Here is a 21432-nt window from a genome sequence, read left to right on the forward strand (position 1 = left end):
TATTGATCCGCAGTTTATGGAATAAATGGCCCGCAGATTATGCGACCAGCTCATCCGGCCGGAATCCGTTAGCCACGCTGTGGCTAGCGCGTTGGTCTTTCTTGCATGGACTACTCGAGGCGAGACTGGCGCAGGTGGTGGATGCGGGCGATGCGTGGCCGCTCGTCAGGCTCCGCTAGCAACTCAGCCAACAGCGGCGGCTATGACCTAGCCTCTGTGCTCGCACACGCAGCGTGACCGAGCCTGCAGACGGGTTCGGCGCGTCCTCAGAGGGGACACCACATGAGTACAGATGCAGCGACCGACCCAGTCATCGTCGCAACCACCCGCAGCCCGATCGGCCGTGCCTTCAAGGGCTCGCTGACCGAGATGCGGCCCGACGACATGACGGCGCAGATCGTCACCAAGCTGCTCGACAAGGTGCCCGAGCTGCCCCACGGCGAGATCGAGGATCTCATGCTGGGCTGCGGGCAGCCCGGCGGCGAGGCCGGCTTCAACATCGCACGCGCTTCAGCCATCCTGGCCGGCCTCGACGACGTGCCCGGCACCACGGTCAACCGCTACTGCTCGTCCTCGCTGCAGACCATCCGCATGGCCGCGCACGCCATCCGTGCCGGCGAGGGCGATGCCTTCATCGCCGCTGGCGTCGAGTGCGTCAGCCGCTACGACAAGGGCAACTCCGACAGCCTGCCCGGCACCACCAATCCGCAGTTCCGTGCGCCCGGCGAGCGGACCAAGGTGCGGTCCGAAGGCGGCCACGGCGACTGGGCTCCCGCACCCGGCCTGCCCGACCTGTACATCGCGATGGGCCAGACGGCCGAGAACGTCGCCGAGCACAAGGGCGTCAGCCGCCAGGCCATGGACGAGTACGGCGTGATGAGCCAGAACAAGGCCGAGGCTGCCATCGGTCGTGGTTTCTTCGAGATGGACATCACCCCGCTGGAACTGCCTGACGGCAGCGTGGTCAGCTCTGACGACGGGCCCCGCGCCGGTGTCACCTACGAAGCCGTCTCGCAGCTGAAGCCCGCGTTCCGCCCCGACGGCCGGGTGACCGCCGGCAATGCATGCCCGCTGAACGACGGCGCTGCTGCGGTCATGGTGATGAGCCGCAAGCGTGCCGAAGAGCTGGGCATCACGCCGCTGGCGCGCATCATTTCGTCGGCAGTATCTGCGCTGAACCCCGAGATCATGGGCCTCGGCCCGATCGAGGCGTGCAAGAAGGCGCTGGCACGTGCAGGCATGACGATGAGCGACATCGACATGGTCGAGATCAACGAGGCCTTCGCTGCCCAGGTGATCCCGTCGGCAGACGAACTGGGCATCGACATCGTCGACCAGCTGAACCTCAACGGCGGCGCCATCGCATTGGGCCACCCGTTCGGCATGACCGGTGCCCGCATCATGACGACGCTGCTGAACGGCCTCGCCGACCGTGACAAGACCTTCGGGCTCGAGTCGATGTGCGTCGGCGGCGGTCAGGGCATGGCCATGATCGTGGAGCGCCTCAACTAAATCGCTGCTTCAAACCAGCGGCTGAGCCGATAACTGCCGCGCTTCGGGGCGGCGCGTCGGCAACACTGGCCGGGTGAACACGTCCTCGCCGACGGCACCCGGGTCCATCCAGATCGTCCCGTCTGTCCTGCCTGCCGACTTTGCGCGCCTCGGAGACGAGTGCGCTGCCTTGGAGAAGGCAGGCGTCGACCGGATCCAGTGGGACGTCATGGACGGCGTGTTCGTGCCGAACCTGACATTCGGCCCCGACGTCATCGCTGCCTGCCGCCCGCACGCGGGCGTGATGTTCGAAGCACACCTCATGGTCGCCGACCCCGACCCGATGCTCGGCGCCTACGTCGACGCCGGGTGCGAGATGCTGATCGTGCACGCCGAATCGGTCACGCACCTGCACCGGACGCTCAGCCGGGTTGCCGAATTGGGCGCGCAACCTGCGGTGGCCATCAATCCCTCGACGCCGATCGACGCTGTGGCGCACGTGCTCGACCTGGTCGACATGGTGCTCGTCATGACCGTCAACCCGGGGTTCGGCGGTCAGGCCTACATCGCCGCGATGGAGCCCAAGATCGCTGCCCTGCGCCAGCTCATCTCGGGGAGCGGTGCAGCTGGGGCATCGGGCACGGGCATCGACATCGAGGTGGACGGCGGCATCTCGGCCGAGACCATCGGCGGTGCTGCTGCAGCGGGCGCCAACGTTCTCGTATCGGGCAGCGCGCTGTACCGCTATGACGAGGGGCTCGCGCACGGCGTCGCGGACCTGCGTTGCCGTGCGGAGGCTGCGTTCCGAGCGTGATGACCGTGACAGCTCGCCGGCGCTGGCTCCTCATCGCCGCCGCCGTCGTAGCGGTCGCTCTTGCCTTGCGACTCACGCTGTGGCGCGACAGCGGGGAACCCTCCGTCGAGGAGTTCTGCGCTGAGTTCGCCCACCTGCTGGTCGTGGATCAGCTCAGCCTGACGGTCAACCCGAACGATGACACGAGCACCCGTGAGGCAATGGATCGCACAGCCCGCCAGTTCGCAGATGCTGCGGCAGCGGCACCGGCGGATATCCGCCCCGACATGGTTCTGCTGGCCGACTTGACTGCGGCGCTCTCCGAAGCCGTCGCCGAGACAGCTTCACGCGAGACGTTCGACCGCGCCGCCGCGGTGATTGCGGCACAGGATCCGTTCCTCGAGACACAGGATGCCGCCACCCAGCGGGTTGTCGACTACGTCACCCGCCATTGCACTGCTGCGCCTGGCTAGACCAGGCGCACGAGCACTGCTGCGCCCGGCTAGATCATCTCGCCGCGCTTGACGATCACGTGATCGCACAAGCCGTAGGCCTTGGCCTCCTCAGCGGTAAACCAACGATCGCGTTCGGAGTCGAGCAGGATCTGCTCCACGTCCTGACCGCTGTGCAGCGCCGTGCGCTCGGCCATCAGGCGCTTGACGTAGGCCATCTGCTCGGCCTGGATGGCAATGTCCGATGCTTGGCCCCGCACGCCGCCCGACGGCTGGTGCATCATCACCCGAGCGTGCGGCAGGCAATAGCGCTTGCCCGGCGCCCCGGCGGTGAGCAGGAACTGCCCCATTGAGGCCCCCAGCCCCAAGCACACAGTTGCCACGTCGCAGGCCACGAACTGCATGGTGTCGTAGATGGCCATGCCGGCCGTGACGGAACCGCCTGGGCTGTTGATGTACAGCGAGATTTCGCGACCCCGATCCTGACCTTCCAGATACAGCATCTGCGCGCAGACAACGTTGGCGAGCTGATCGTCCACCTCGTCGCCCAGGAACACGATGCGGTCGTCGAGCAGCCGGTTCGAGATCTGGGTCCAGCCGGAGACGCCACTGGCGTCGAATGCTCGCTGTGCACCCGGCGCCGGGACGGAGATCGATGGAAGGTCGGTCATGCGCCGCAGGCTACCGACGACGCTTTCGAGCCCAGCCCGAGTGCAACCGCCGACTGCCGCCGGGCAGGGTTGAGACGAACTCAGAGTCGCACCGCCAGCGCGCGCAGGGCGCGACCGCGGTGGCTGATTTGGTTTTTCGCTTCGGCCGACATCTCGGCGAAGGTGAGCGGGGCTGCCTCGTCGGGGACAAACACGGGGTCGTAGCCAAAGCCGCCATCGCCGCGCGGCGCCGAAGCGATCGTGCCCTCGACAACGCCATCGGCCAGGATCTCGCTGCCGTCAGCCAGCACGACCGCTACCACGGTCCGGAAACGCGCTGTCCGCTGAGGTGGCGGTACCTCGCCCAGAGCAGCCATGAGCTTGGCCAGATTGGCCACCGGATCAGCTTCAGGCCCCGCATAGCGGGCGCTGTGCACTCCAGGGGCACCTCCCAGCGCATCCACTTCCAACCCGGTGTCATCGGCAATGGACGGCTCACCAGCCGCTGCGCACACGAACCTCGCCTTGATCAGCGCATTGTCCGCCAACGTCTCGCCGTCTTCAGCCACATCGCCGAGTGCTGACGGGCGCGGCACGATCTCGACTGCGGGCATCGCTTCGGCCAGCACCGCAGCGATCTCGACAGCCTTGTGCGGATTGGCCGAGGCCATCACCAGCCGCACTGCGTCAGGGCCTTCCCATCACAGACACCCTGGCGTGCCCGACGTCACGCCGGCGGCGTGGCCAGTGCCGCTCGCTGGAGATCGACGATCTCGCTGACGCCCGAGCGGGCCAGTGCCAGCATTGCGCCGAGCTGGGCGTCGTCGAACGGATCGCCCTCGGCGGTGCCCTGCACCTCAACGAAGCGACCCTGTCCCGTCATCACGACGTTCATGTCCACCTCTGCGCGCGAATCCTCCTCGTAGGGCAGATCCAGGCGGGCCTCGCCGTCGACAATCCCCACCGAAATGGCCGCGCACTCGTCGACGAGGGGATGCTGGCTGATGGCCCCGCTGCTGATCAGACGGGTGCATGCGTCGTGCAACGCCACATAGCCGCCGCAGATCGAAGCGGTACGGGTGCCCCCGTCGGCCTGCAGCACATCGCAGTCGACCGTGACCTCGCGCTCGCCCAGCGCCGCCATGTCGCACACGGCCCGCAACGCCCGCCCGATCAGGCGCTCGATCTCAAGCGTGCGGCCCTTCTGCTTGCCTCGCTTCGACTCCCGGCCGACACGCTCCCCACTCGAGCCGGGCAGCATCGCATACTCGGCAGTCACCCAACCGGTGCCGCGGCCGCGCATCCAGCGCGGCACGTCGTCGTCGATCGAGACGGTGCACAGCACCCTGGTGCGCCCGAAGGACACCAGCACCGAGCCCGGTGTCTGGTCGGTGAAGTCGCGTTCGAACGTGACGGGCCGCAGGTCGCCCGGCGCCCGGCCATCGGCGCGCGTCACGTCCGGCTCCTTGCATTCACAAAAGACACAGTGCTCACGCCCAGAAGGTTGCGCCGGTGCGTGCGACTGCCACGTCGCCGTTGAACACCTCGCCCGCCTCGGTCAGATGATCCTGCGGATCCGATCCGGGCGGTACATGGGTCACCACGAGCTGGCGCGCACCGACGTCGTTGGCGTCGGCTGCCAGCCAAGCTGCGCTGACATGCGGGATCTCGGGATTGTCGGTTGCGTGCAGCAGCGTGCCCTCACCCACCACGAGATCCGGCGACGGCCGGCCGACGTCACGGCTGAGCGCAGACAGTGCCCAGCCACGACCGGTGTCGGACGTATAGACGATCGACTTGCCGTCGCACTCGAAGCGCATCGCCAGCGTCTCCACCGGGTGATCGGTGCGGGAGAACAGCACGTCGATGTCGCCGACACGCGCCTCCGACGAGTCCTTCACCATCTCCCAGCCAAAGAGGTCCGAGCTGTCGCCGTACACCTCAGTGACCTCACGCACGCCTTCGGTGGCGAGCACCCGCATGTGCTCGATGCCCATGTACCACTTCGCTGCGTTGTAGATCACCGGCAGCTCCGCGCAGTGATCAGGGTGGTGGTGGCTCACCAGCAGCGCATCCACCGTTTCCAGCGGCACTTGGGATTGCAGGTTGGCGAAGGTGCCGGGCCCGCAGTCCACCCACAGGCTCGTGGCTTCGCTGCGCACGAGGTACCCGCTGCACGACTCGCCAGCGGCGGCGTAGCTGCCCGAACAACCCAACACCGTCACCGAGAGCTTGCTCACGGAGGCCGATACTACGCAGGTAGGCGAGGCTTCTCACATCGTGCCCAGCCCAACAGAACTTCAGCCGATCGGGCAGCGCGTTCCTGCTTCGAGCAACCGGAGGAGGCCGGCTTCGTCGAAGACGCCGACCAACCTCCCGCCGCTGGTTGCGAGCGATACCGAGGCCGGCTCACTGGCGGTTGCGGGGTGGAAGGTGGCCGCCGGGTACGCCTCCGCGACCTCGGCGCGCCCGGCACCGACACCGATCCCCTCGGCCGTTTGCAGCAGGTACGGGTCGGGTCCGAACGCTCCCAAGCGCCAGGTCATGAAGTGCTCGTCGCCGGCGTCGCGGTGCTGGTAGCCGTCTTCGGCATTCCCGAACAGAGCCAGGAGGCCGGGCCACTCCACGGCTCGCAGGCGGCTGCCGGGACAGTCTCCGTAGATGGAGAACGTGTCGGTCCAGCCGCTGTCGGCAACCGGCTGGCCGAGCGCGACGGTGAGCACGTCCAGGGCAGCCTGTGCGTCGGTGCCGAATGGCACGAGTCCGAGGCCGTCGCTCGCGAGCACGACGCCTTCGGGACGGGGCACTGCCGCCCCGCCCAGCCTTTCGGGCGCTGTGGTGGCGGACGCGGCGTCGGCGGATGTACCCGCATCGCCTCCCGCCGGAGCTGTCACCAGCACTGCCGCGGGACGTTCAGATGATGTTTGCGAGGGCAGCAGTGTCGTCGCTGTGATGTCGAGGGACAGAGCGCTGGTGGACGGCGGAGTCGGGGCCACCCGCAGCGGCGGACCCGTGCAGGCACCCGCAGCCACCGCCAGCACCACGGCCACCGCCGCCGCCCGGCATCGGGATCTGGCGCCCCTCATGCCGGCAACGGTACGACAGCGACTCGGGCGATCAACCGCCGAACTGCCTGCAGAGACGGTCAGAAGTAGATGACGTTCTCGGCCTGGGCAGCGGCAGCATCGAGGTCGTCGGTCCAGGCGCCGACCGACAGGTACTTCCAGCCATGGTCGCTCACGACGAACACGATGACGCCTTCGTCGATGCGGGCAGCCGCCTTGCGTGCTCCGGCCAGCGCCGCGCCGCCCGAGATGCCCGAGAACACCCCTTCGGCCGCCAGCATCCTCGTCGCCTCGATCGACTCCCGCGGGCGCACGATCATCTTGCGGTCGAGCAGATCGACGCCGCCCCACTGCTCGAAGATGGGCGGCACGTACCCGTCGTCGAGGCTGCGCAGGCCCTCCACCTGCTCGCCTGCCGGAGGCTCGACCGCCCACACCTGCACTGTCGGCGAGTGCTCCTTGAGGTACCGGCCGACGCCCAGCAGCGTGCCACTGGTGCCCAACCCCGCCACGAAGTGCGTGATGCCGGGAACGTCGGCGACGATCTCAGGACCGGTGGTGCGGTAGTGCACCTCGGGATTGGCCTCGTTCCCGTACTGGTAGAGCATCGTCCAGTCGGGGTTGGCCTCGGCCAGCTCCAATGCCATCCGCACAGCGCCGTTTGAGCCCTGTTCGGCCGGGCTGGCGATGATCTCGGCGCCGAAGATCTCGAGCATCTGCCGCCGTTCGGCCGTGACGTTGCCCGGCAGCACGATCTTGACCCGGTAGCCGCGGCGCTGCCCGAGCATGGCCAGCGCGATGCCGGTATTGCCCGACGAGGGCTCGATGATCACCGATCCGGGCGCGAGCTGGCCTTCGGCCTCAGCGCTGTCCAGCATCGCCAGCGCAACCCGGTCTTTGACCGAGCCGGTCGGGTTGTGCCCTTCCAGCTTGGCGTACAGCTCGACCGTCGGGTTGGGGCTGAGGCGGCTGACATCGAGGGTGGGCGTGGCACCGATCAGCTCGTCGACCGAGCGATAGACGGCCACGTGCCGGCTCAGCCGTAAGTGCTGGTGCGGGGCCGGACCGGCTCAGCCACCGGCGACGGCAGGCAGGATCGACAGCTCGTCGCCGTCGGACAGCGCAGTGTCCATCTGGGACAGGTAGCGCACGTCCTCGTCGTTGACATAGACGTTCACGAAGCGGTGCAGGCTGCCGTCTTCAGCGAGCAGATTGGGGGCGATGCCGGGGAACTCGCCGATCAGCCACGACATGGCCTCAGCCACGGTGCTGGCCTCGGCGTCAACCCGTGACTGCCCGTTGGCGTGGGGACGCAGGACGGTCGGCAAGCGGACGGTGACAGCCATCGGAGCTCCCGGTTCGGCGGCTAGCCATTTGCTGGCCAGGAACTTGCAAGCCGCCTCGGCGATTCCTGACCTGTTGACTCAGGATTCTACGGGCCGCGCCAGCCGTACCCTCGGGTCGATGGAGCAGAGGCTGAGCCGATAGGCGAAGCCGTGGCCCGAGCGGCCCGTGAGCGAAGCGAACAAGAGCGGGAGGTAACAGGTGACGCAACGAGGAGGCTCACCTTCGCTCGCGTCGTCGAGCGACCGGACCGTCGTGGCGTCAAATCGCCGTGCGCGCCGCAACTACGAGGTGCTCGACACCTTCGAGTGCGGCATGGTCCTGCGCGGCACGGAGGTCAAGTCGCTGCGTGCCGGGGGCGCCCAGATGGGCGACGCCTATGCCCGGGTGCGCGACGACGAGATGTGGTTGATGGGCCTGCACATCGCCCCGTGGACCCATGCATCGCCCACCTTGGGCCACGAGGTCGAACGCCCCCGCAAGCTGCTCATGCATCGTGCCGAGATCAACCGGCTGCGGGCGCGGTCTGAGCAGGACCGTCTGCAGCTCATCCCGCTCGAGATCTACTTCCGCGACGGGCGGGCCAAGCTGGAACTCGCCCTCGCCCGGGGCCGCCGGCTGTACGACAAGCGGCAGGCGATTCGCAAGCGAGAAACGGACCGCGAGGCCCGCCGGGCGCTGCGCGACCGATCTGTCTAGCTGCTGAGTTCTCAGGCGAAGGCAGCGGCGGCGATTCGGGCCACTTCGGCGGGCTGGTCGAAGTCGGCTTGGTGGCCAGCGTCGTCCAGCAGGTGCGTGCCGGCAACGTTCGGCAGTGCTTCGGCCCAACGCTCCAGGTATGACGCCGGGATGATTCGGTCCTTGGCGCCGTGCACCAGCGTCACGGGGTTGCGCACCCGGTGCAGTCGTTCGGCCAGTCCCCATTCGGGCAGCGGCCAGATCAGCTGCGCGGCGGCCGTGCGTGTGAGGTAGCGGTGCACGCCGTGCTCCACCACCATGTCAGCCGGCAGGTCGGCGGGGTCGTCGAAGAATGCCGCCGATGCCGCAGTGTCTTCGGTGAGCATCGCCCGCTGCACGCTCAACGTGGTGCCGAACGGGTCGGCCACCGGATCGCTGTCGTCCCAGAGGCCGAACGGTGCCACCAGCACCATCGAACCGAACGCCTCGGGCCGCACCGCCGCCAGCTCGAGCGCCAGCATTGCGCCCACGCTGGAGGCCACCAGCGGCGCACCGGCGAGCCCGGCCAGATCGACGACCTCGCTCGTCGCGACCACCCAATCGTGCAGGGTTCGCAGCCCCTCGGGTTCGCTGGAGCCGGTGAAGCCCGGCAGGCTCGGTGCCACCACGCGATGGCCCGTTGCGGCGAGCTCCTCGAGTACTGCGTGCACGCCGGGGTTGCCGAGCATCCCGTGCAGGTAACCCACGGTCGGGCCCTCGCCCAGCTCAACGATGCCGATATGGCCGTCCCGGTACGGCAGCGTGCCCGGTGCGAAATGGCCGGCCAGCGGTGCGCCTGCGTTCATTGGGCGCGGCTCCCGACAGGCGCGAGCTGGTGGTCGGTCTTCGGCCACCAGTGGTCCTCGTAGTCGTCCTCGAACAGGCCGGCAACCTCTGGCATCACCTTGGTGGCGTACATCTCGGTGTTCATCTTCACCAGCTCGGGATCCATGTTGCCGAAGTGGCTGAACACCATCAGGTGGCCGACATTCATAGTGGTGGCCAGCTCGTGCACCTGCTCGGTGACCTGGGTGGGATCGCCCAAGATGATGTAGCCCTTCTCCACCATGTCCTCGAAGGTCAGCTTCTTCGAGCCATAGGACGCCTTCGCGGCGCCCGCCTTGGCGGCATCGGCGGCGTTGGCCTCGCGCCGGGCGGTGGCTTCGCGCGCTGCACGCTCCACCATGCCCTCGACTCCTGCACGCACTGTGTTGGGCGTCTTGTAGCCGGGCGGGTCGGCGTAGCCGGCGTAGACGTGCAGGCAGGTGTTGAAGAAGTACTCGGCGGGCTCGCGGTACAGGTCCCAGGCCTCGGCCTCGGTGTCGGCCACGGCGATGAACTGGGCGAAGCCGCCCTGGAACGGGTTGGTTTCTTTGCCGAGTTCTTGAACCTTCTTCCAGAAGCCCTGCATGGTGCGCAGGCCGGCCTTGTAGCCGAAGTAGCTCAGGTAGCAGTACACGAGGTCTTCTGCAGCGCACCAGTCCCAGGTGTCCACCGAGCCGCCGCCGGGAATCCAGATGGGCGGGTGGGGCTGCTGCACCGGCCGGGGCCAGACGTTGACGTAGCGCAGCTTGTTGTAGTTGCCGTTGAAGCTGAACACCTCATCAGAGGTCCAGGCCTGCCGGATGAGATCGACACCCTCGTGGTAGCGCTCGCGCAGCGTGGCGGGGTTCTGGCCATAGGCGTAGATCGTGTCCATCGGCGAGCCCACCGGGAAGCCGGCGATCATGCGCCCGCCGGTGATCCCGTCGAGCATGGCGATCTCCTCGGCCACCCGCAACGGCGGGTTGTACAGCGCTACCGAGTCGCCCAGCACGACGATGTTGGTGTCGGGGCAGTTGCGTGACAGCGCTGCCGCGATGATGTTCGGGCTGGGCATGAGCCCGTAGCCGTTGGAGTGGTGCTCGTTGATGCCAACTGCGTCGAACCCGCACTCGGCCGCGAATTCGAGCTGGTCGAGGTACGCGTTGTAGGTCTGATGGCCGACCGTGGGGTCGTACAGCTTGGGGTCGATGTCGACCCAGACCGAGCGGTGCTGCTCGGGAAAATCCGGCGGGAGCTCCGGATAGGGCATCAGGTGGAAGAAGATCGACTTCACGGCGTGCTCCTTGCGGCTCGCCAGAAAATCTACTCCGCGTTCGACTCTGCGTAGTGATCGGGCGCGCCCGCTGCGGAGGCGCCAGAACCCTCTGCTCCCGCGATCCGGCAGGTCGCAACGTCGCAGAGTTTCCCGCCGCCTCCGCAGCTATGACGTCTGCGCTGCGCGTGCTCAGTCCCAGTCGTGGCCCACGAGAGAGACGTCGTCGGGGTTGAAGAAACCGGGAATCGTCCAGCCGTCGAGGTCATACTCGGACATGCACTGCTCGGCGAAACCCTCGAGCATCTCGGTGAGAGAAGGCTGACCGGGAGCAGCGACGTCGGCTGCCTGCAGATTCTCGTAGCGGATCTGCTCGTTGTTGCCGGCGTAGTTGCGCTCGTACAGCTCGTGGCGGCCGCCGAACTCGCTGCCCATCGCATCCCAGAGCAGCTTCATGATCTTCATCCGCTCCAACGCCGGCATGCCGTCCGATCCCCGCACGTAGCGCTCCAGGTAGGGCCGGATCTCGTCCGACGTGAAGTCGGCCGCATTCGAGTTCACGTAGATCAGGCCCGAGGCCACCACCTGCTCGACGATGTCCTTGATGCGGGGATAGAAGTACGGCGAGAACGTGCGGTAGGCCATGCCGTAGCTCCGTGACGGCTGCACGGCGCCGTTCTCCCACGGGTCGGGAGTGCGGCACATGGCGTCGCTGAGGCCCCACATCAGGTTGCGGATGGCAATCACCTCGCCCAGGTTGGCCTGCACGCCCCGGAAGTCCCGCGTGCCCGTCGCACGCACCGCCTTCGACAGCAAGCCAGCGATGAAGTCCAGCTTCACGCACAGGCGGGCCAGCCCGTGGAAGGTGAAACGCGGGAGAAAGCCGACCGAGTTGAGGAACCGGTTGGCCTTCGCCACGTCGCCGTAGAGGAACACGTTCTCCCACGGGATCAGCACCTCATCGAACACCAGGATCGAATCGTTCTCATCCAGCCGGCTCGACAGCGGATAGTCGAACACGCTGCCGGTGGCCGCCGCCTGCAGCTCGTAGGAGTTGCGGCAGATCAGCTTCACGCCGTCCGAGTTCATCGGCGTGGTGCAGACGATCGCGAACGCAGGGTCCTGAATGGGTATCGGGCCGTACTGGGCGATGAAGTTGTAGTGGGTCAGCGCCGAGCCGGTGGCAACCACCTTGGCGCCCGACACGACGAGGCCGTTGTCGGTCTCGCGCTCGACATGCATGCACACGTCGCGCACATGGTCCGGGCCCAGATGACGGTCAACCGGCGGATGCACGATGGCGTGGTTCCAGTACGACACTTCCTCCTGGCTGCGCTGGTACCAGTAGACGGCGTTGTCGCGGTAGTCGCCGTAGAACTCTGGCATCGCGCCGAGCGTCGCCAGGAACGAGGCCTTGTAGTCGGGGCTGCGGCCCATCCACCCGTAGGTCAGCCGCTGCCAGCCGACAATGGCGTCACGTGCGCCGATCAGATCGTCCACACTGCGCGGCACCCGGAAGAACTTGTGGGTCCGCCCGCCCGAGCCGGTGTCGGTCTCGCACGTCAGCACGTCTTGCTGGGCGGGGTCGCCGAGCGCGTCGTACAGCCGGGCGATCGACCGGACGCTGTTGCGGAACGCCGGGTGAGTGGTGACGTCACGCACCTTCTCGCCATGGAAGTACACCGTGCGACCGTCTCGCAGACTCTCGATGTACTCGTCGCCGGTCATCGGCGACCATGTCTCAACCGACTCGCTCATCTCATGTGCCCCCGTGCGCCTGCCCTCATCGGCCAGGCGGCTCAGGCTGGTGAGAAGTCGGTCTCGTAGTCGGTGTCGTCAACCAGCAGGTCTTCGGGAGGCAGCCGCTTGGCGTAGTTGAGGGCCCCGTTGATGTCGTGTTTCCAGACTTCCTCAGGCAGCTCGTACAGCACTTCCACGCCGTAGCCGTTGGGATCGTTGACGTAGACGCTGTGGGTCATGCCGTGATCGACACGGACGTTCATCGGCACTCCTCGCTCCTCGAGGAATTGCACCTGTTCGAGCCACGACTCGCGGTCGGGATAGGTGATCGCGATGTGGTTCACCGCGCACGCGCCTTCGACCATGCTCCATTTCTCGGGTGGCGCTGGCAGCTCCGGACGCTCCACGAGTGCGATGTCGTGGTGGTTCACGTCGTCGATGACGCCGCTGTAGAAGCGCATGTTCATGGCCGGCGGCTTGCCGCCACGCGGCTCGAGCTCGCCGACTTGCTGGAAGCCCAGCAGGTCGCACCAGAAGTGATGCGATTCCTCCATGTCGCGCACGTTCAGCACTAGGTGATTCAGGCCCCGCGGCGTGACTGCGCTCGTGCGCTTCTTGATCGCTTCGCTCATGGACTGACCGCCTTGTCGGATGTGTCGCCGGTGCCTCCAGCCGACCGCTGCTTCCTTCGCAGGAGCCTAGCCCCACCCGCATTTCGGCCTGTGGGCCGCCGAAGTCAGCCCTGGCGCTCGGCCAGCCACTCCTCGAACTCGGCACGACGATCCTTGGCGATGGGGAACGTGCCGATCGAGCTCTCACCGGCGGCGACCCGCTCGATGGCCCACTCCTCTTCGAGCTCCTGGGCGTAGGAGTCGTTGGCGATCTCCTCGGCGAGCAGCGCCGGGATGACCACGGCCCCCTCGCCGTCGCCCACGATGATGTCGCCCGGAAACACCGTGACGCCGGCGCAAGCGATGGGCACCTGGTGTTCGAGCGGCGTATGCACGCGGCCGAGGGTCGCCGCGTGGGATGACTGGTGATACACGGGCAGGCCGACATCGGCCACGGCCGGCGTGTCGCGCAGCGCGCCGTCGGTAACGAACCCGGAAGCGCCGAGGTGCTTGATGCGCATGGTGAAGATGTCGCCGATGGTGCCGGCATGCGGCTCTCCCCGGGCCTCCACGATGAGCACCTCTTCGGGCTCGATGGACTCCACGGCCCGGCGCTGCGCGTTCGGCCCCTGCAGCCGGCGTTCGAAGTCTTCGCGCTTGGGCACGAAGCGCAGCGTGTGGGCGTAGCCGACCATGCGCTGGCCCTCGTTGAGCGGTCGCAGGCCGTTGAGGAAGCTGTTCCGCATCCCCCGCCGCTGCATCTGGCCCGCAAGCGTCGCCGTGGACACCGCGTTGAACTTCATACGCATGTCGTCGGTGAGCGCCACTGGGCGGTGTTCTGCGTCGGCCATGGAATCCCCTTTTGCTGAGCCCGATCGCGCTGGGCTGTTCCAGCGTTGCGACGGGCCTCGCCAATGTAGCCAAGTCCCGTTTTCCGACAGCCGGTCTCACCTGCATGCTCCCGTCGCTGCTCGCTGGTGCTTCGCTCGGTGTCTCGGCGACAAGACTGGCAAAGCGGTGGCTGCCGTCGCCCGAGCGTCGGCGGAGCCGAGGTGTATTGCTCGAACCGGAAGGAAGCGTTGTGGCGCCTTCGAAGACAATCGACCCCATCGAGCTGTCGAGCCGGCTCATCGACACCGGCGTGGCCGATGAGCAGGTGGTGCGGGTCAACAACGCGCTGAGCGAGATCGACGACAACGTCGCAGTAGTCGAGGCGTTCAGCAACATGGTCGCCTTCGGCACCGACGACGGCCTGGTGTGTTTCGACGCCAGCGGCCCGTTCAGCGGCACAGCAGTGGTGGAGTCGCTGCGCGGCTGGTCCGCCGATCGGGTCAACACGCTGCTGTACACGCACGGCCACATCGACCATGTAGGCGGCAGCGGCGCGCTGGCGGCCGATGCGTCCGAGCGCGGCCAGCCGCTGCCCCAGGTGGTGGGCCACGACAACGTGGTCCCGCGATTCGAGCGCTACAACGCCACCAACGGCTACAACCTCATCATCAACCGGCGCCAGTTCGGCATCGGGCTGCGGCAGCGCGGGGTGGGCATCGCTTTCGACGACGATCGCTTCCTGCCGTCGGATGCACTCTGGCCGAGCCGCACCTTCAGGACGCACGACTCGCTGTCGGTCGGCGGGCTCGACCTCGAGCTTCACCACGACAAGGGCGAGACCGACGACCACACGTGGGCGTGGGTGCCCTCGCACCTCGCGATCTGCCCCGGCGACCTGGTGGCGTGGGTGTTTCCGAACGCGGGCAACCCCCAGAAGGTGCAGCGTTACCCGTTGGAGTGGGCCCGGGCGCTGCGCCACATGGACTCCCTCGAACCCGAGCTGCTGATCCCGGCGCACGGGCCGCCGGTGCGAGGCCGCGAGCGCATCGGCACCGTGCTGCTGTCGCTGGCCGAAGCGTTGGAATCCCTGGTGAGCCAGACGATCGAGCTCATGAACGCCGGAGCATCGCTGGATGAGATCCTCCAGGGCGTTTCGCTGCCCGCCGAATGGCTGGCGCGCCCGTGGATGCGGCCGGTCTATGACGAACCCGAGTTCGTCATCCGCAACATCTGGCGCCTGTATGGCGGATGGTGGGATCTGGACCCGTCGAACCTCAAGCCCTCCCCCAGAGCCGAGCTGGCCGGTGAGCTGGTGCGCATGGGCGGCGGTGCGGTGGCGTTCGCAACACGGGCGCAGGAGCTGGTTGAGGCAGGCGACCTCAAGCTGGCCTGCCACCTGATCGAGCTGGCCGTGGCGGCCGATCCGGCATCGACGAGCCTCCACGGCGTGCGAGCGGAAATCTACGAAACCCGGCGGACAGCGGAGCAGGGGCTCATGTCCATCGGCATCTTCAGCGCCGCTGCCGCCGAGTCGCGCGAGATCGCCGACGACAGCTAGGTGCCATGAATCCTGAATGCGTTTCGGTTTGACTTGTGAGGGGTCGGATCGGCTGCTTGGCCGGTCGGAATGGCTGCCGAAACGCTGTCGGGGAAAAGGCGATCCCGGGATTTCCTAGCCCCTGTTCGTTGTTCGGTTCCTACGCTCCTAGTGGTCTTGCTGTGCTGAGGATGCATCGAGCCGATTCGCCGCCGATGACGGATTCAACGCCCACGCCGCCAGCTACGGGCAGCGCAAGCGAACCCACTACCCCACCTGGCGGGAAGCATGCGTGCCGGCAGGCCTTCTCGCCGAATCTAGAATCGCACGGGGCAGCAGCCGAGGCGGGAATCTGCCAGCCAATTTGGGGGATTGCGCCTCGCCGAGAGGGTGCTGGGTCTCACCGCGGCTTGCTTCGACGTTTCCGTAGGCAGCTCTCGTCGCGCGGGTAGCGTCGCTATCGCCCTGACGGCTTGTCGGGCTGAGTCCTGCGGACGGAACTGACAGCACCGATGAGCACGAGCGACGAGACTCCAACTCGTGAAGGACGACTCAGGAGACTCATTCCCCGCAAGAAGTCGCTGACCGAGCCTCATGCGAGTGAGCGCGAGGGCGAAGTGGAGCGTTGGCGCGCCATCGACCCGAAGTGGAACGAATCGTCTTCAGTACCCGAAGGCGAGTGTGTCGACCTCCATTGCGTTTGGGGCGTCGAGTTCTACACGCCGTCGCATTTCGACGGCCTCGTATCTTTGGGCTTCCCCCCAAATTTAGGAGGGTTTGGTCAGTGGTTGTTGGCTTGTTCGTAGTCGGTCGGGCTGGTCATGTCGAGGGTGCTGTGGAGCCGTCGTGTGTTGTACCAGTCGGTGATCCATCTGGCGATGTCTCGGCGGGCTTGGCGTCGGGTGGCCCAGTGTCGCTTGTGGATGAGTTCGTGGGTGAGGGTGGAGAAGAACGATTCGGCGGCTGCGTTGTCCAGGGCGCAGCCGACCCGCCCCGTGGAGCGGGTGATGCCGAGCCTGTCGCAGGCCCGGGCGAAGTCGCCGGCGGTGTACTGGGTGCCTTTGTCGGTGTGGAAGATCACCCCGGTCACGTCGCCGCCTCGGGTGGCGACGGCCATGTCGACGGCGGCCTGGGCGAGCTGGGCTGTGGGATAGGAGTTCGAGGTCGCGAACCCCACGACGCGGCGGCTGAACAGGTCCATGACCGTGGCGAGGTGCACTTTGCCCTCGCCGGTGGGGATCTCTTTGAAGTCCCCGACCCAGCGCCGGTCGGCCGCGTCGGCGGTGAAGTCGCGTCCGATCAGGTCCTCGGGGGCGGCGTCGCGGTCGTCTGTGCGGGAGCGGCGGCGCTTGGTGGGGCGTGCGACCAGGCCCTGGCGGGCCATGGAGGCCTCCACGGACTTCTTCGACACAGCCCGGCCCGCTCGTCGCAGCTGCACCCGGATCCTGGGGGACCCGTAGGTCCCTTCTGAGTCCTCGAAGCAGGCCAGCACCGCAGCGTCGAGCTCCGCCCGGCGGGCCTCGATGCCCGACGGGGACCCGTGCCGCCACCGGTAGAACCACGACTCGCTGACGTCCAGCGCCCGGCACGCGACCGCGTGAGGGATGCCGTGATCGGTCCTCTGGGAAGCCACAAACCGCGCCAGGGTCACTTTGTCGCCTCGTTCACCCACAGGACCACGGATCGTTTGAGCACGTCGCGCTCCATCTCCAGCTCAGCGCAACGGCGCCGAAGCCGAACCAACTCGGCCCGCTCGTCCGCGTCCAGCGCCCCCTCGCCGGCACCGCGCTCGGCCTTCACCCAGTTGCCCAGCGTGCCCGCGTGAATCCCAAGATCGCGGGCGACCACAGCGATCGGCTTGCCCGTCTCTGTCACGATCCTCACCGCACCAGCGCGGAACTCCGGATCGAACCTTCTTCGTGTCTCTGGCACAGCTCCCCTTTCCTCAAAGAGCATGCCTCCCAGATTCCGGGGGAAGCCCACTTCATTCGAGCGGCTTGCTCGTGACATGCCGTGGCAAGGCGTGTCACGCCGCGATCCCGCTGACTGGCTGCGCAGTCTGCGCCCTTCGCGTTTCAGCGGCGGATGGCTCAACTTGGACCCCTTCGCTCCGACCGAGGAGATGATCTATGCCGTCGGCGCTCAGTACAGAGTGCCGATGCCAGAGCAGTTTCGGTACGCCAAAGCCATGATGCATTCGGTAAGCGCTTCGTTGACAGCGCTGGTAGTGGGATTCGTGCTCACCGACGAGCACTCGAAGTCCATTCACGAAGTACTGCAACAAGATCGTGAATCAAGCCTGATTCCGAAGGGTCTGGGCTACACCGTCTATGACCCGGCGAATCAGAAAAAGGATGATCTGAAACGGCTGAGAGATGAACACGCAGCGGCCATAACCGACTGGTTCGGGGACCAGTTTCCGGGAGTCTTCTCGTCGGGAACGCAGAACGGCAGAGTGCCGACCTGTGAACTCATCACGACACGTCAGGCTGTGCCGTTCCCGACCCAAGTTGAGCGTGAGGGTTCGATGGGCCACTTCATGGGGCTGCTAGGAATCGACATCGGCTGGTATGCGTGGAAGAGCGCGGGCACCGCTGGGCTTCGGTTCGGGACCATTTTCGGGTCCCGACATCACGCTGCCATAGCGATCCGAGACAACGAACCGACAGCCGCGATGGGTGAGGATCGAGAATCGAGCAGGTCCGCTCGCGTCCAGTACGTCCAGTTGGCGGCAGGAGAGGTCGTCTTGGCTTGGGCCATCACTGTGCTGATTGACGAATGCACGGCCCAACTAGTCAGGGCGCGCAACGCTCAATTGCAGGAAATCAAGTCACGGGATCGAGCCGTGGCTGCGCTCGATGACATCGAGAACGAAATGCTCGGCGCTGCCGACGTGGCCGCTGTCGCGGCTGAACTGGCCGAACATGCCGGTGCCCGGCGACTGTTCCGTGACAGCGTGCCCGAATTCATCCCCGTCGAGCCAAGGAAAGGCGAAGAGTCCGTCTCAATGGCTGATCGTCGTCACGAGGACATCCATGACAAGGCGTCTTGGCTCCAGCAATTCGAGCTAGCCACCCGAGAACGCGCCACGCAAATCGGCACCCTGATCGGCGCAAGCGAGAACGTACGGCTGCAGAAATCGATCAAGAGATTCACGATCGCAGTAGCAGCGATGACCGTTGTGACCGTAACCGTCGTGCTCATTCCCGTGGTGCGCTGGATTCTCGAAATATAGGCATGAAAACAGGCATGGAGTAGCCGTAGGTGCAAGACACCCGGCCTGCACACGCGATTTCGACAGTGCCGCGCGCTCGGTGAGCGGGGGTGTCCTCCCAGACGAGACCGAGGTCGTGCAGAACGACGCGCGGTGTCCACGCTTCGTTCTCCCTGCGCCGCGTCGGAACGTAGCGTCACAGGGCTTTCGGCGGCTCATCGGACGCGGGGACGATGAAGCATGCATCGCGTGACAGCGAAGATTCCGGCACGGCACAGCTAGCTTCGCGTGGTGCCCAGACCACGGCGGCGGCACTACATCAGCAAGTTCCTGATCAAGCGATGGGCCGACGATAACGGCGATGTCGGGGTGGTTTGCACGTACCACCGTGACAGCGCAATCGTGCCCGCCGACAAACTTCACCTGCTGCGCTTCCTGTCCTCAACAGAACAGGAAGACAAATGGGGCAATGACATCGAGAATCCGGCAAGCCTCGCCCTCGATGATCTGATGGACTCGCTCGGCCCGCAAGTGACGGACTTCGAGGTAGCACGAGATTTCCTGTCCGAATCAGAGAATCTCACGCCACTCATAGACCTAGCCCGGCTCCACTACGCACGCTCATTGGCAGTGCTCGCACAACGGTTCGCCGACTCGCGCAAAATGCCCAACAGCGCCGAAGCCGAAGCCATGATCCAAGAACGCTGGGACAGCACACACGACTACCGCGACTGCGGTGCGAAGATCACGGTTGGTGTTCCTTGGGTTGCGCGCGGGGGTGTTGCTGGATTCTGCTGTCATGAGCTGTGAGGAGGCTCTGTGGCACCGAGGGGATATCCGGCGGAGTTCAGGCGGCGTGTGATCGATCTGGTCGAGGCCGGCCGTCCGGTGGCGGCGGTCGCGGCCGAGCTGGGCATCAGCGGTCAGTCGATTTACACGTGGCGGCGCCAGGCGCGCATCGACGCCGGGATCGAGGCGGGCATGACGACTGCGGAGCACGTCGAGCTTGTGGCGTTGCGCAAGCGGGTGCGCGAGCTCGAGACCGAGCTGGCGATCCATCGTCGGGCGACTGAGCTGTTGAAGGGGGACGTCGGCCCAAAAGGAGGTTCGCGGCCATCAAGGTGATGGCCGCGGAAGGGCTGCCTGTCGAGCGGGCGTGTGCTCTGTTGGGTGTGTCGGTGTCGGGCTATTACGGCTGGGTGCGCCGTCCGCCTTCGGCTCGGTCGATCCGGCACGCCTGGCTGTCGGGCATCATCGGCGAGGTCCATGCCGGATCGCGCCAGACCTACGGCGCCAACCGGGTCCATGCCGAGCCGGTGCTGGGCCGGGGCATCGCGGTGTGCCGCCAGACCGTGGAGACCCTGATGCGACGGGCCGGGCTGCGAGGCGTCTCAGGACGGCCGAAGTTCCGCAGGGTCCCCAACGTGGCCACCGCAGCTGACCTCGTCGACCGGCACTTCGCCCGGGCCGAACCGGATCGGCTGTGGGTGACCGACATCACCGAGCACCCAACACGCGAGGGCAAGGTCTATTGCACCGTTGTGCTGGACACCTTCAGCCGGCGCGTCGTGGGCTGGTCCATCGACTCGCGGCCCGCCGCGTCGATGGTCACCAGCGCGTTGGGGATGGCGATCGACAATCGCAGCCCGGTCGCCGGCGAGACCGTGATCCACAGCGACCAGGGCACCCAGTTCACCTCCTGGGCGTTCACACAGCGAGCGGTCGACTCGGGGCTGCTTCCCTCGATGGGCTCGGTCGGGGACTGCTTCGACAATGCAATGGTCGAGTCGTTCTGGTCCCGGATGCAAGTCGAGCTGCTGGACCGAAAGCGGTGGCACACCCGCATCGAGCTCGCGAACGCGATCTTCGAATATCTCGAGATCTGGCACAACCGTCAGCGCCGCCACACCTCCCTTGGCATGCTCACACCCATCGAGTTCGAGACTCGACATCAACACCAACCCGCAGCATGAATCCAGAATCACGTCTCCACCAAAGTCAGGCACCCCAAGAGCCTGCGCAATAGTCGGTGAGGTTCAGTCCTTCGCTCGCTACCTGTACGGCATCGTCTTGTGCGCCGCGCCGGTCTGCACGTCATCGTGGCCGCAGTGCGGGCACGTCGGCCTGTCACCCCATCGCTGAGCGGCGAACCACGCCTCGGCGGTCTTGTCGTCGGGGAACTTGTCGAACAGTGCCGTCAGGGTCAGACCCTTGCGGTAGTGCTTGCCCGGAGCGCTCTTTGCCATGTGTCCATCGTGGCAGGGGGGTGTGACACGAATAGCGGCCTGACCTGCGGCTTGGCACTATCCCGCATAACCCCCCAGAGAAGACATCGCCACCGCCCGACAGCGCGCAACCCGTGGAGGCAGGCGCGCAGAAGTGCACGGCCGGGTCATCGCTGAGTTGAACTTCGGGTTCTGGCGCTACCTGTGCGAACCCCCGTACTTGACGTCTCTGTGGGTGCCCGCAGTCGCGTCGGCATTCCCGCTGCACCCCTCGACGCTCCACCCCGAACAAGTCCGAGTCGACGTGGCCGATCGCATGCAGCGCCTTCATTTCCTCCGGAATCGGATTGCCCACCATGAGCCGATCGATCGGCGCGACCTGTCCCGAGACCATGGGCAACTACTGGAACTGGTCGGTTGGATGTGCTCCGAATCTCGTTACTGGGTAGCTGCAACCAGCCGGACGCCAGAAGTGATCGCCGCCCGCCCCGAAGTGGCCAACGGCGAGGCAGGCCGCTAAGCCTCCGCCCGAGCGGTGGTTCTGAGCACGCTCAGTTCGAGGGGCTGGATGCGGGTCCGCAATCGCACTCGCCTGCTCGCCGGGGCGTAGTGTTCCCCGCAGCAATTCCTGGGTCGGCTCGGCATGCCCGCGGCCGTGACTTGCTAGCCGCAACGGCGGGGCTGG

The 21432-nt window shown here is 66.4% G+C and carries 23 protein-coding genes and 1 pseudogene; 9 read left to right on the top strand and 15 right to left on the bottom strand.

Going from position 1 to position 21432, the window contains the following annotated elements:
- Nucleotides 1-282: 282 nt before the first annotated feature.
- From ACOQPE_RS15875 to ACOQPE_RS15885, 3 genes are all read left to right on the top strand, one after another.
- Complete coding sequence (locus tag ACOQPE_RS15875) at nucleotides 283-1512, top strand: acetyl-CoA C-acetyltransferase (RefSeq protein WP_420609837.1); 1230 nt, start codon at nucleotides 283-285, stop codon at nucleotides 1510-1512.
- A 73-nt stretch (nucleotides 1513-1585) separates the two neighbouring features.
- Nucleotides 1586-2305 carry a ribulose-phosphate 3-epimerase gene (gene rpe, locus ACOQPE_RS15880; RefSeq protein ID WP_420609838.1) on the top strand — a complete coding sequence of 240 codons (720 nt, stop codon included), beginning with the start codon at nucleotides 1586-1588 and terminating at the stop codon, nucleotides 2303-2305.
- Nucleotides 2306-2310: 5 nt separating this feature from the next.
- On the top strand, nucleotides 2311-2757 hold the full coding sequence (locus ACOQPE_RS15885; RefSeq protein ID WP_420609839.1) for a hypothetical protein: 447 nt from the start codon (nucleotides 2311-2313) through the stop codon (nucleotides 2755-2757).
- 29 nt (nucleotides 2758-2786) lie between these two features.
- On the opposite strand, the gene ACOQPE_RS15890 is transcribed toward ACOQPE_RS15885, so the two are convergent.
- From ACOQPE_RS15890 to ACOQPE_RS15920, 7 genes are all read right to left on the bottom strand, one after another.
- Nucleotides 2787-3407, bottom strand: coding sequence for an ATP-dependent Clp protease proteolytic subunit (locus ACOQPE_RS15890; RefSeq protein WP_420609840.1), 621 nt, complete (start codon nucleotides 3405-3407; stop codon nucleotides 2787-2789).
- An 80-nt stretch (nucleotides 3408-3487) separates the two neighbouring features.
- Nucleotides 3488-4069 (bottom strand): RdgB/HAM1 family non-canonical purine NTP pyrophosphatase, encoded by a 582-nt coding sequence (rdgB, locus tag ACOQPE_RS15895; protein WP_420609841.1) that lies wholly within the window; start codon nucleotides 4067-4069, stop codon nucleotides 3488-3490.
- Between the two features lie 44 nt (nucleotides 4070-4113).
- A complete protein-coding gene (gene rph / locus ACOQPE_RS15900) occupies nucleotides 4114-4842 on the bottom strand; it encodes a ribonuclease PH (protein ID WP_420609842.1) in 729 nt (242 codons plus the stop codon).
- A 34-nt stretch (nucleotides 4843-4876) separates the two neighbouring features.
- On the bottom strand, nucleotides 4877-5626 hold the full coding sequence (locus ACOQPE_RS15905; protein WP_420609843.1) for an MBL fold metallo-hydrolase: 750 nt from the start codon (nucleotides 5624-5626) through the stop codon (nucleotides 4877-4879).
- Between the two features lie 60 nt (nucleotides 5627-5686).
- Nucleotides 5687-6472, bottom strand: a complete 786-nt coding sequence (locus tag ACOQPE_RS15910) for a hypothetical protein (RefSeq protein ID WP_420609844.1) — start codon at nucleotides 6470-6472, stop codon at nucleotides 5687-5689.
- Between the two features lie 59 nt (nucleotides 6473-6531).
- The gene (locus ACOQPE_RS15915) at nucleotides 6532-7479 is read right to left on the bottom strand and encodes a PLP-dependent cysteine synthase family protein (protein WP_420609845.1); all 948 of its coding nucleotides are present in this window, start codon (nucleotides 7477-7479) and stop codon (nucleotides 6532-6534) included.
- A gap of 42 nt (nucleotides 7480-7521) precedes the next feature.
- Nucleotides 7522-7797 (bottom strand): ubiquitin-like small modifier protein 1, encoded by a 276-nt coding sequence (locus ACOQPE_RS15920; RefSeq protein ID WP_420609846.1) that lies wholly within the window; start codon nucleotides 7795-7797, stop codon nucleotides 7522-7524.
- Between the two features lie 199 nt (nucleotides 7798-7996).
- Between ACOQPE_RS15920 and smpB the strand changes: the two genes are divergently transcribed.
- Nucleotides 7997-8494, top strand: a complete 498-nt coding sequence (gene smpB / locus ACOQPE_RS15925; protein ID WP_420609847.1) for an SsrA-binding protein SmpB — start codon at nucleotides 7997-7999, stop codon at nucleotides 8492-8494.
- Between the two features lie 11 nt (nucleotides 8495-8505).
- Here smpB and ACOQPE_RS15930 read toward each other — a convergent pair whose 3' ends face one another.
- The 5 genes from ACOQPE_RS15930 to ACOQPE_RS15950 all read right to left on the bottom strand — a co-directional run bounded on the left by ACOQPE_RS15930 (nucleotide 8506) and on the right by ACOQPE_RS15950 (nucleotide 13791).
- Complete coding sequence (locus ACOQPE_RS15930; RefSeq protein WP_420609848.1) at nucleotides 8506-9318, bottom strand: alpha/beta fold hydrolase; 813 nt, start codon at nucleotides 9316-9318, stop codon at nucleotides 8506-8508.
- The gene (locus ACOQPE_RS15935; RefSeq protein ID WP_420609849.1) at nucleotides 9315-10610 is read right to left on the bottom strand and encodes an LLM class flavin-dependent oxidoreductase; all 1296 of its coding nucleotides are present in this window, start codon (nucleotides 10608-10610) and stop codon (nucleotides 9315-9317) included. The genes ACOQPE_RS15930 and ACOQPE_RS15935 overlap by 4 nt, the downstream gene beginning before the upstream one ends.
- Before the next feature lie 171 nt (nucleotides 10611-10781).
- Nucleotides 10782-12347: a 4-hydroxyphenylacetate 3-hydroxylase family protein gene (locus ACOQPE_RS15940; RefSeq protein WP_420609850.1), complete on the bottom strand. Its 1566-nt coding sequence runs from the start codon at nucleotides 12345-12347 to the stop codon at nucleotides 10782-10784.
- 41 nt (nucleotides 12348-12388) lie between these two features.
- A complete protein-coding gene (locus ACOQPE_RS15945; protein ID WP_420609851.1) occupies nucleotides 12389-12961 on the bottom strand; it encodes a VOC family protein in 573 nt (190 codons plus the stop codon).
- A gap of 104 nt (nucleotides 12962-13065) precedes the next feature.
- Nucleotides 13066-13791, bottom strand: coding sequence for a hypothetical protein (locus ACOQPE_RS15950; RefSeq protein WP_420609852.1), 726 nt, complete (start codon nucleotides 13789-13791; stop codon nucleotides 13066-13068).
- Nucleotides 13792-14021: 230 nt separating this feature from the next.
- Here ACOQPE_RS15950 and ACOQPE_RS15955 point away from each other — a divergent pair, with 230 nt between their 5' ends.
- Nucleotides 14022-15329, top strand: coding sequence for an alkyl sulfatase dimerization domain-containing protein (locus ACOQPE_RS15955; RefSeq protein ID WP_420609853.1), 1308 nt, complete (start codon nucleotides 14022-14024; stop codon nucleotides 15327-15329).
- A 760-nt stretch (nucleotides 15330-16089) separates the two neighbouring features.
- Here the strand turns inward: ACOQPE_RS15955 and ACOQPE_RS15960 are convergent.
- Both ACOQPE_RS15960 and ACOQPE_RS15965 read right to left on the bottom strand, forming a co-directional pair.
- Complete coding sequence (locus ACOQPE_RS15960; RefSeq protein WP_420609180.1) at nucleotides 16090-16959, bottom strand: IS3 family transposase; 870 nt, start codon at nucleotides 16957-16959, stop codon at nucleotides 16090-16092.
- Nucleotides 16956-17264: a transposase gene (locus ACOQPE_RS15965; RefSeq protein WP_420609181.1), complete on the bottom strand. Its 309-nt coding sequence runs from the start codon at nucleotides 17262-17264 to the stop codon at nucleotides 16956-16958. The genes ACOQPE_RS15960 and ACOQPE_RS15965 overlap by 4 nt, the downstream gene beginning before the upstream one ends.
- Nucleotides 17265-17331: 67 nt before the next feature.
- Between ACOQPE_RS15965 and ACOQPE_RS15970 the strand changes: the two genes are divergently transcribed.
- From ACOQPE_RS15970 to ACOQPE_RS15980, 3 genes and pseudogenes are all read left to right on the top strand, one after another.
- A complete protein-coding gene (locus ACOQPE_RS15970) occupies nucleotides 17332-18543 on the top strand; it encodes a hypothetical protein (RefSeq protein WP_420609854.1) in 1212 nt (403 codons plus the stop codon).
- 270 nt (nucleotides 18544-18813) lie between these two features.
- Nucleotides 18814-19332, top strand: coding sequence for a hypothetical protein (locus ACOQPE_RS15975; protein ID WP_420609855.1), 519 nt, complete (start codon nucleotides 18814-18816; stop codon nucleotides 19330-19332).
- Nucleotides 19333-19341: 9 nt separating this feature from the next.
- Nucleotides 19342-20495, top strand: a pseudogene (locus ACOQPE_RS15980) (IS3 family transposase).
- 78 nt (nucleotides 20496-20573) lie between these two features.
- Here the strand turns inward: ACOQPE_RS15980 and ACOQPE_RS15985 are convergent.
- Nucleotides 20574-20768: a transposase gene (locus tag ACOQPE_RS15985; protein WP_420609856.1), complete on the bottom strand. Its 195-nt coding sequence runs from the start codon at nucleotides 20766-20768 to the stop codon at nucleotides 20574-20576.
- A 133-nt stretch (nucleotides 20769-20901) separates the two neighbouring features.
- Here ACOQPE_RS15985 and ACOQPE_RS15990 point away from each other — a divergent pair, with 133 nt between their 5' ends.
- Nucleotides 20902-21267 (top strand): hypothetical protein, encoded by a 366-nt coding sequence (locus ACOQPE_RS15990; RefSeq protein WP_420609857.1) that lies wholly within the window; start codon nucleotides 20902-20904, stop codon nucleotides 21265-21267.
- The last annotated feature ends 165 nt before the right edge of the window (nucleotides 21268-21432 follow it).

It is taken from the genome of Candidatus Poriferisodalis sp. (assembly GCF_965219595.1).
Taxonomy (GTDB): Bacteria; Actinomycetota; Acidimicrobiia; order Acidimicrobiales; family Poriferisodalaceae; genus Poriferisodalis.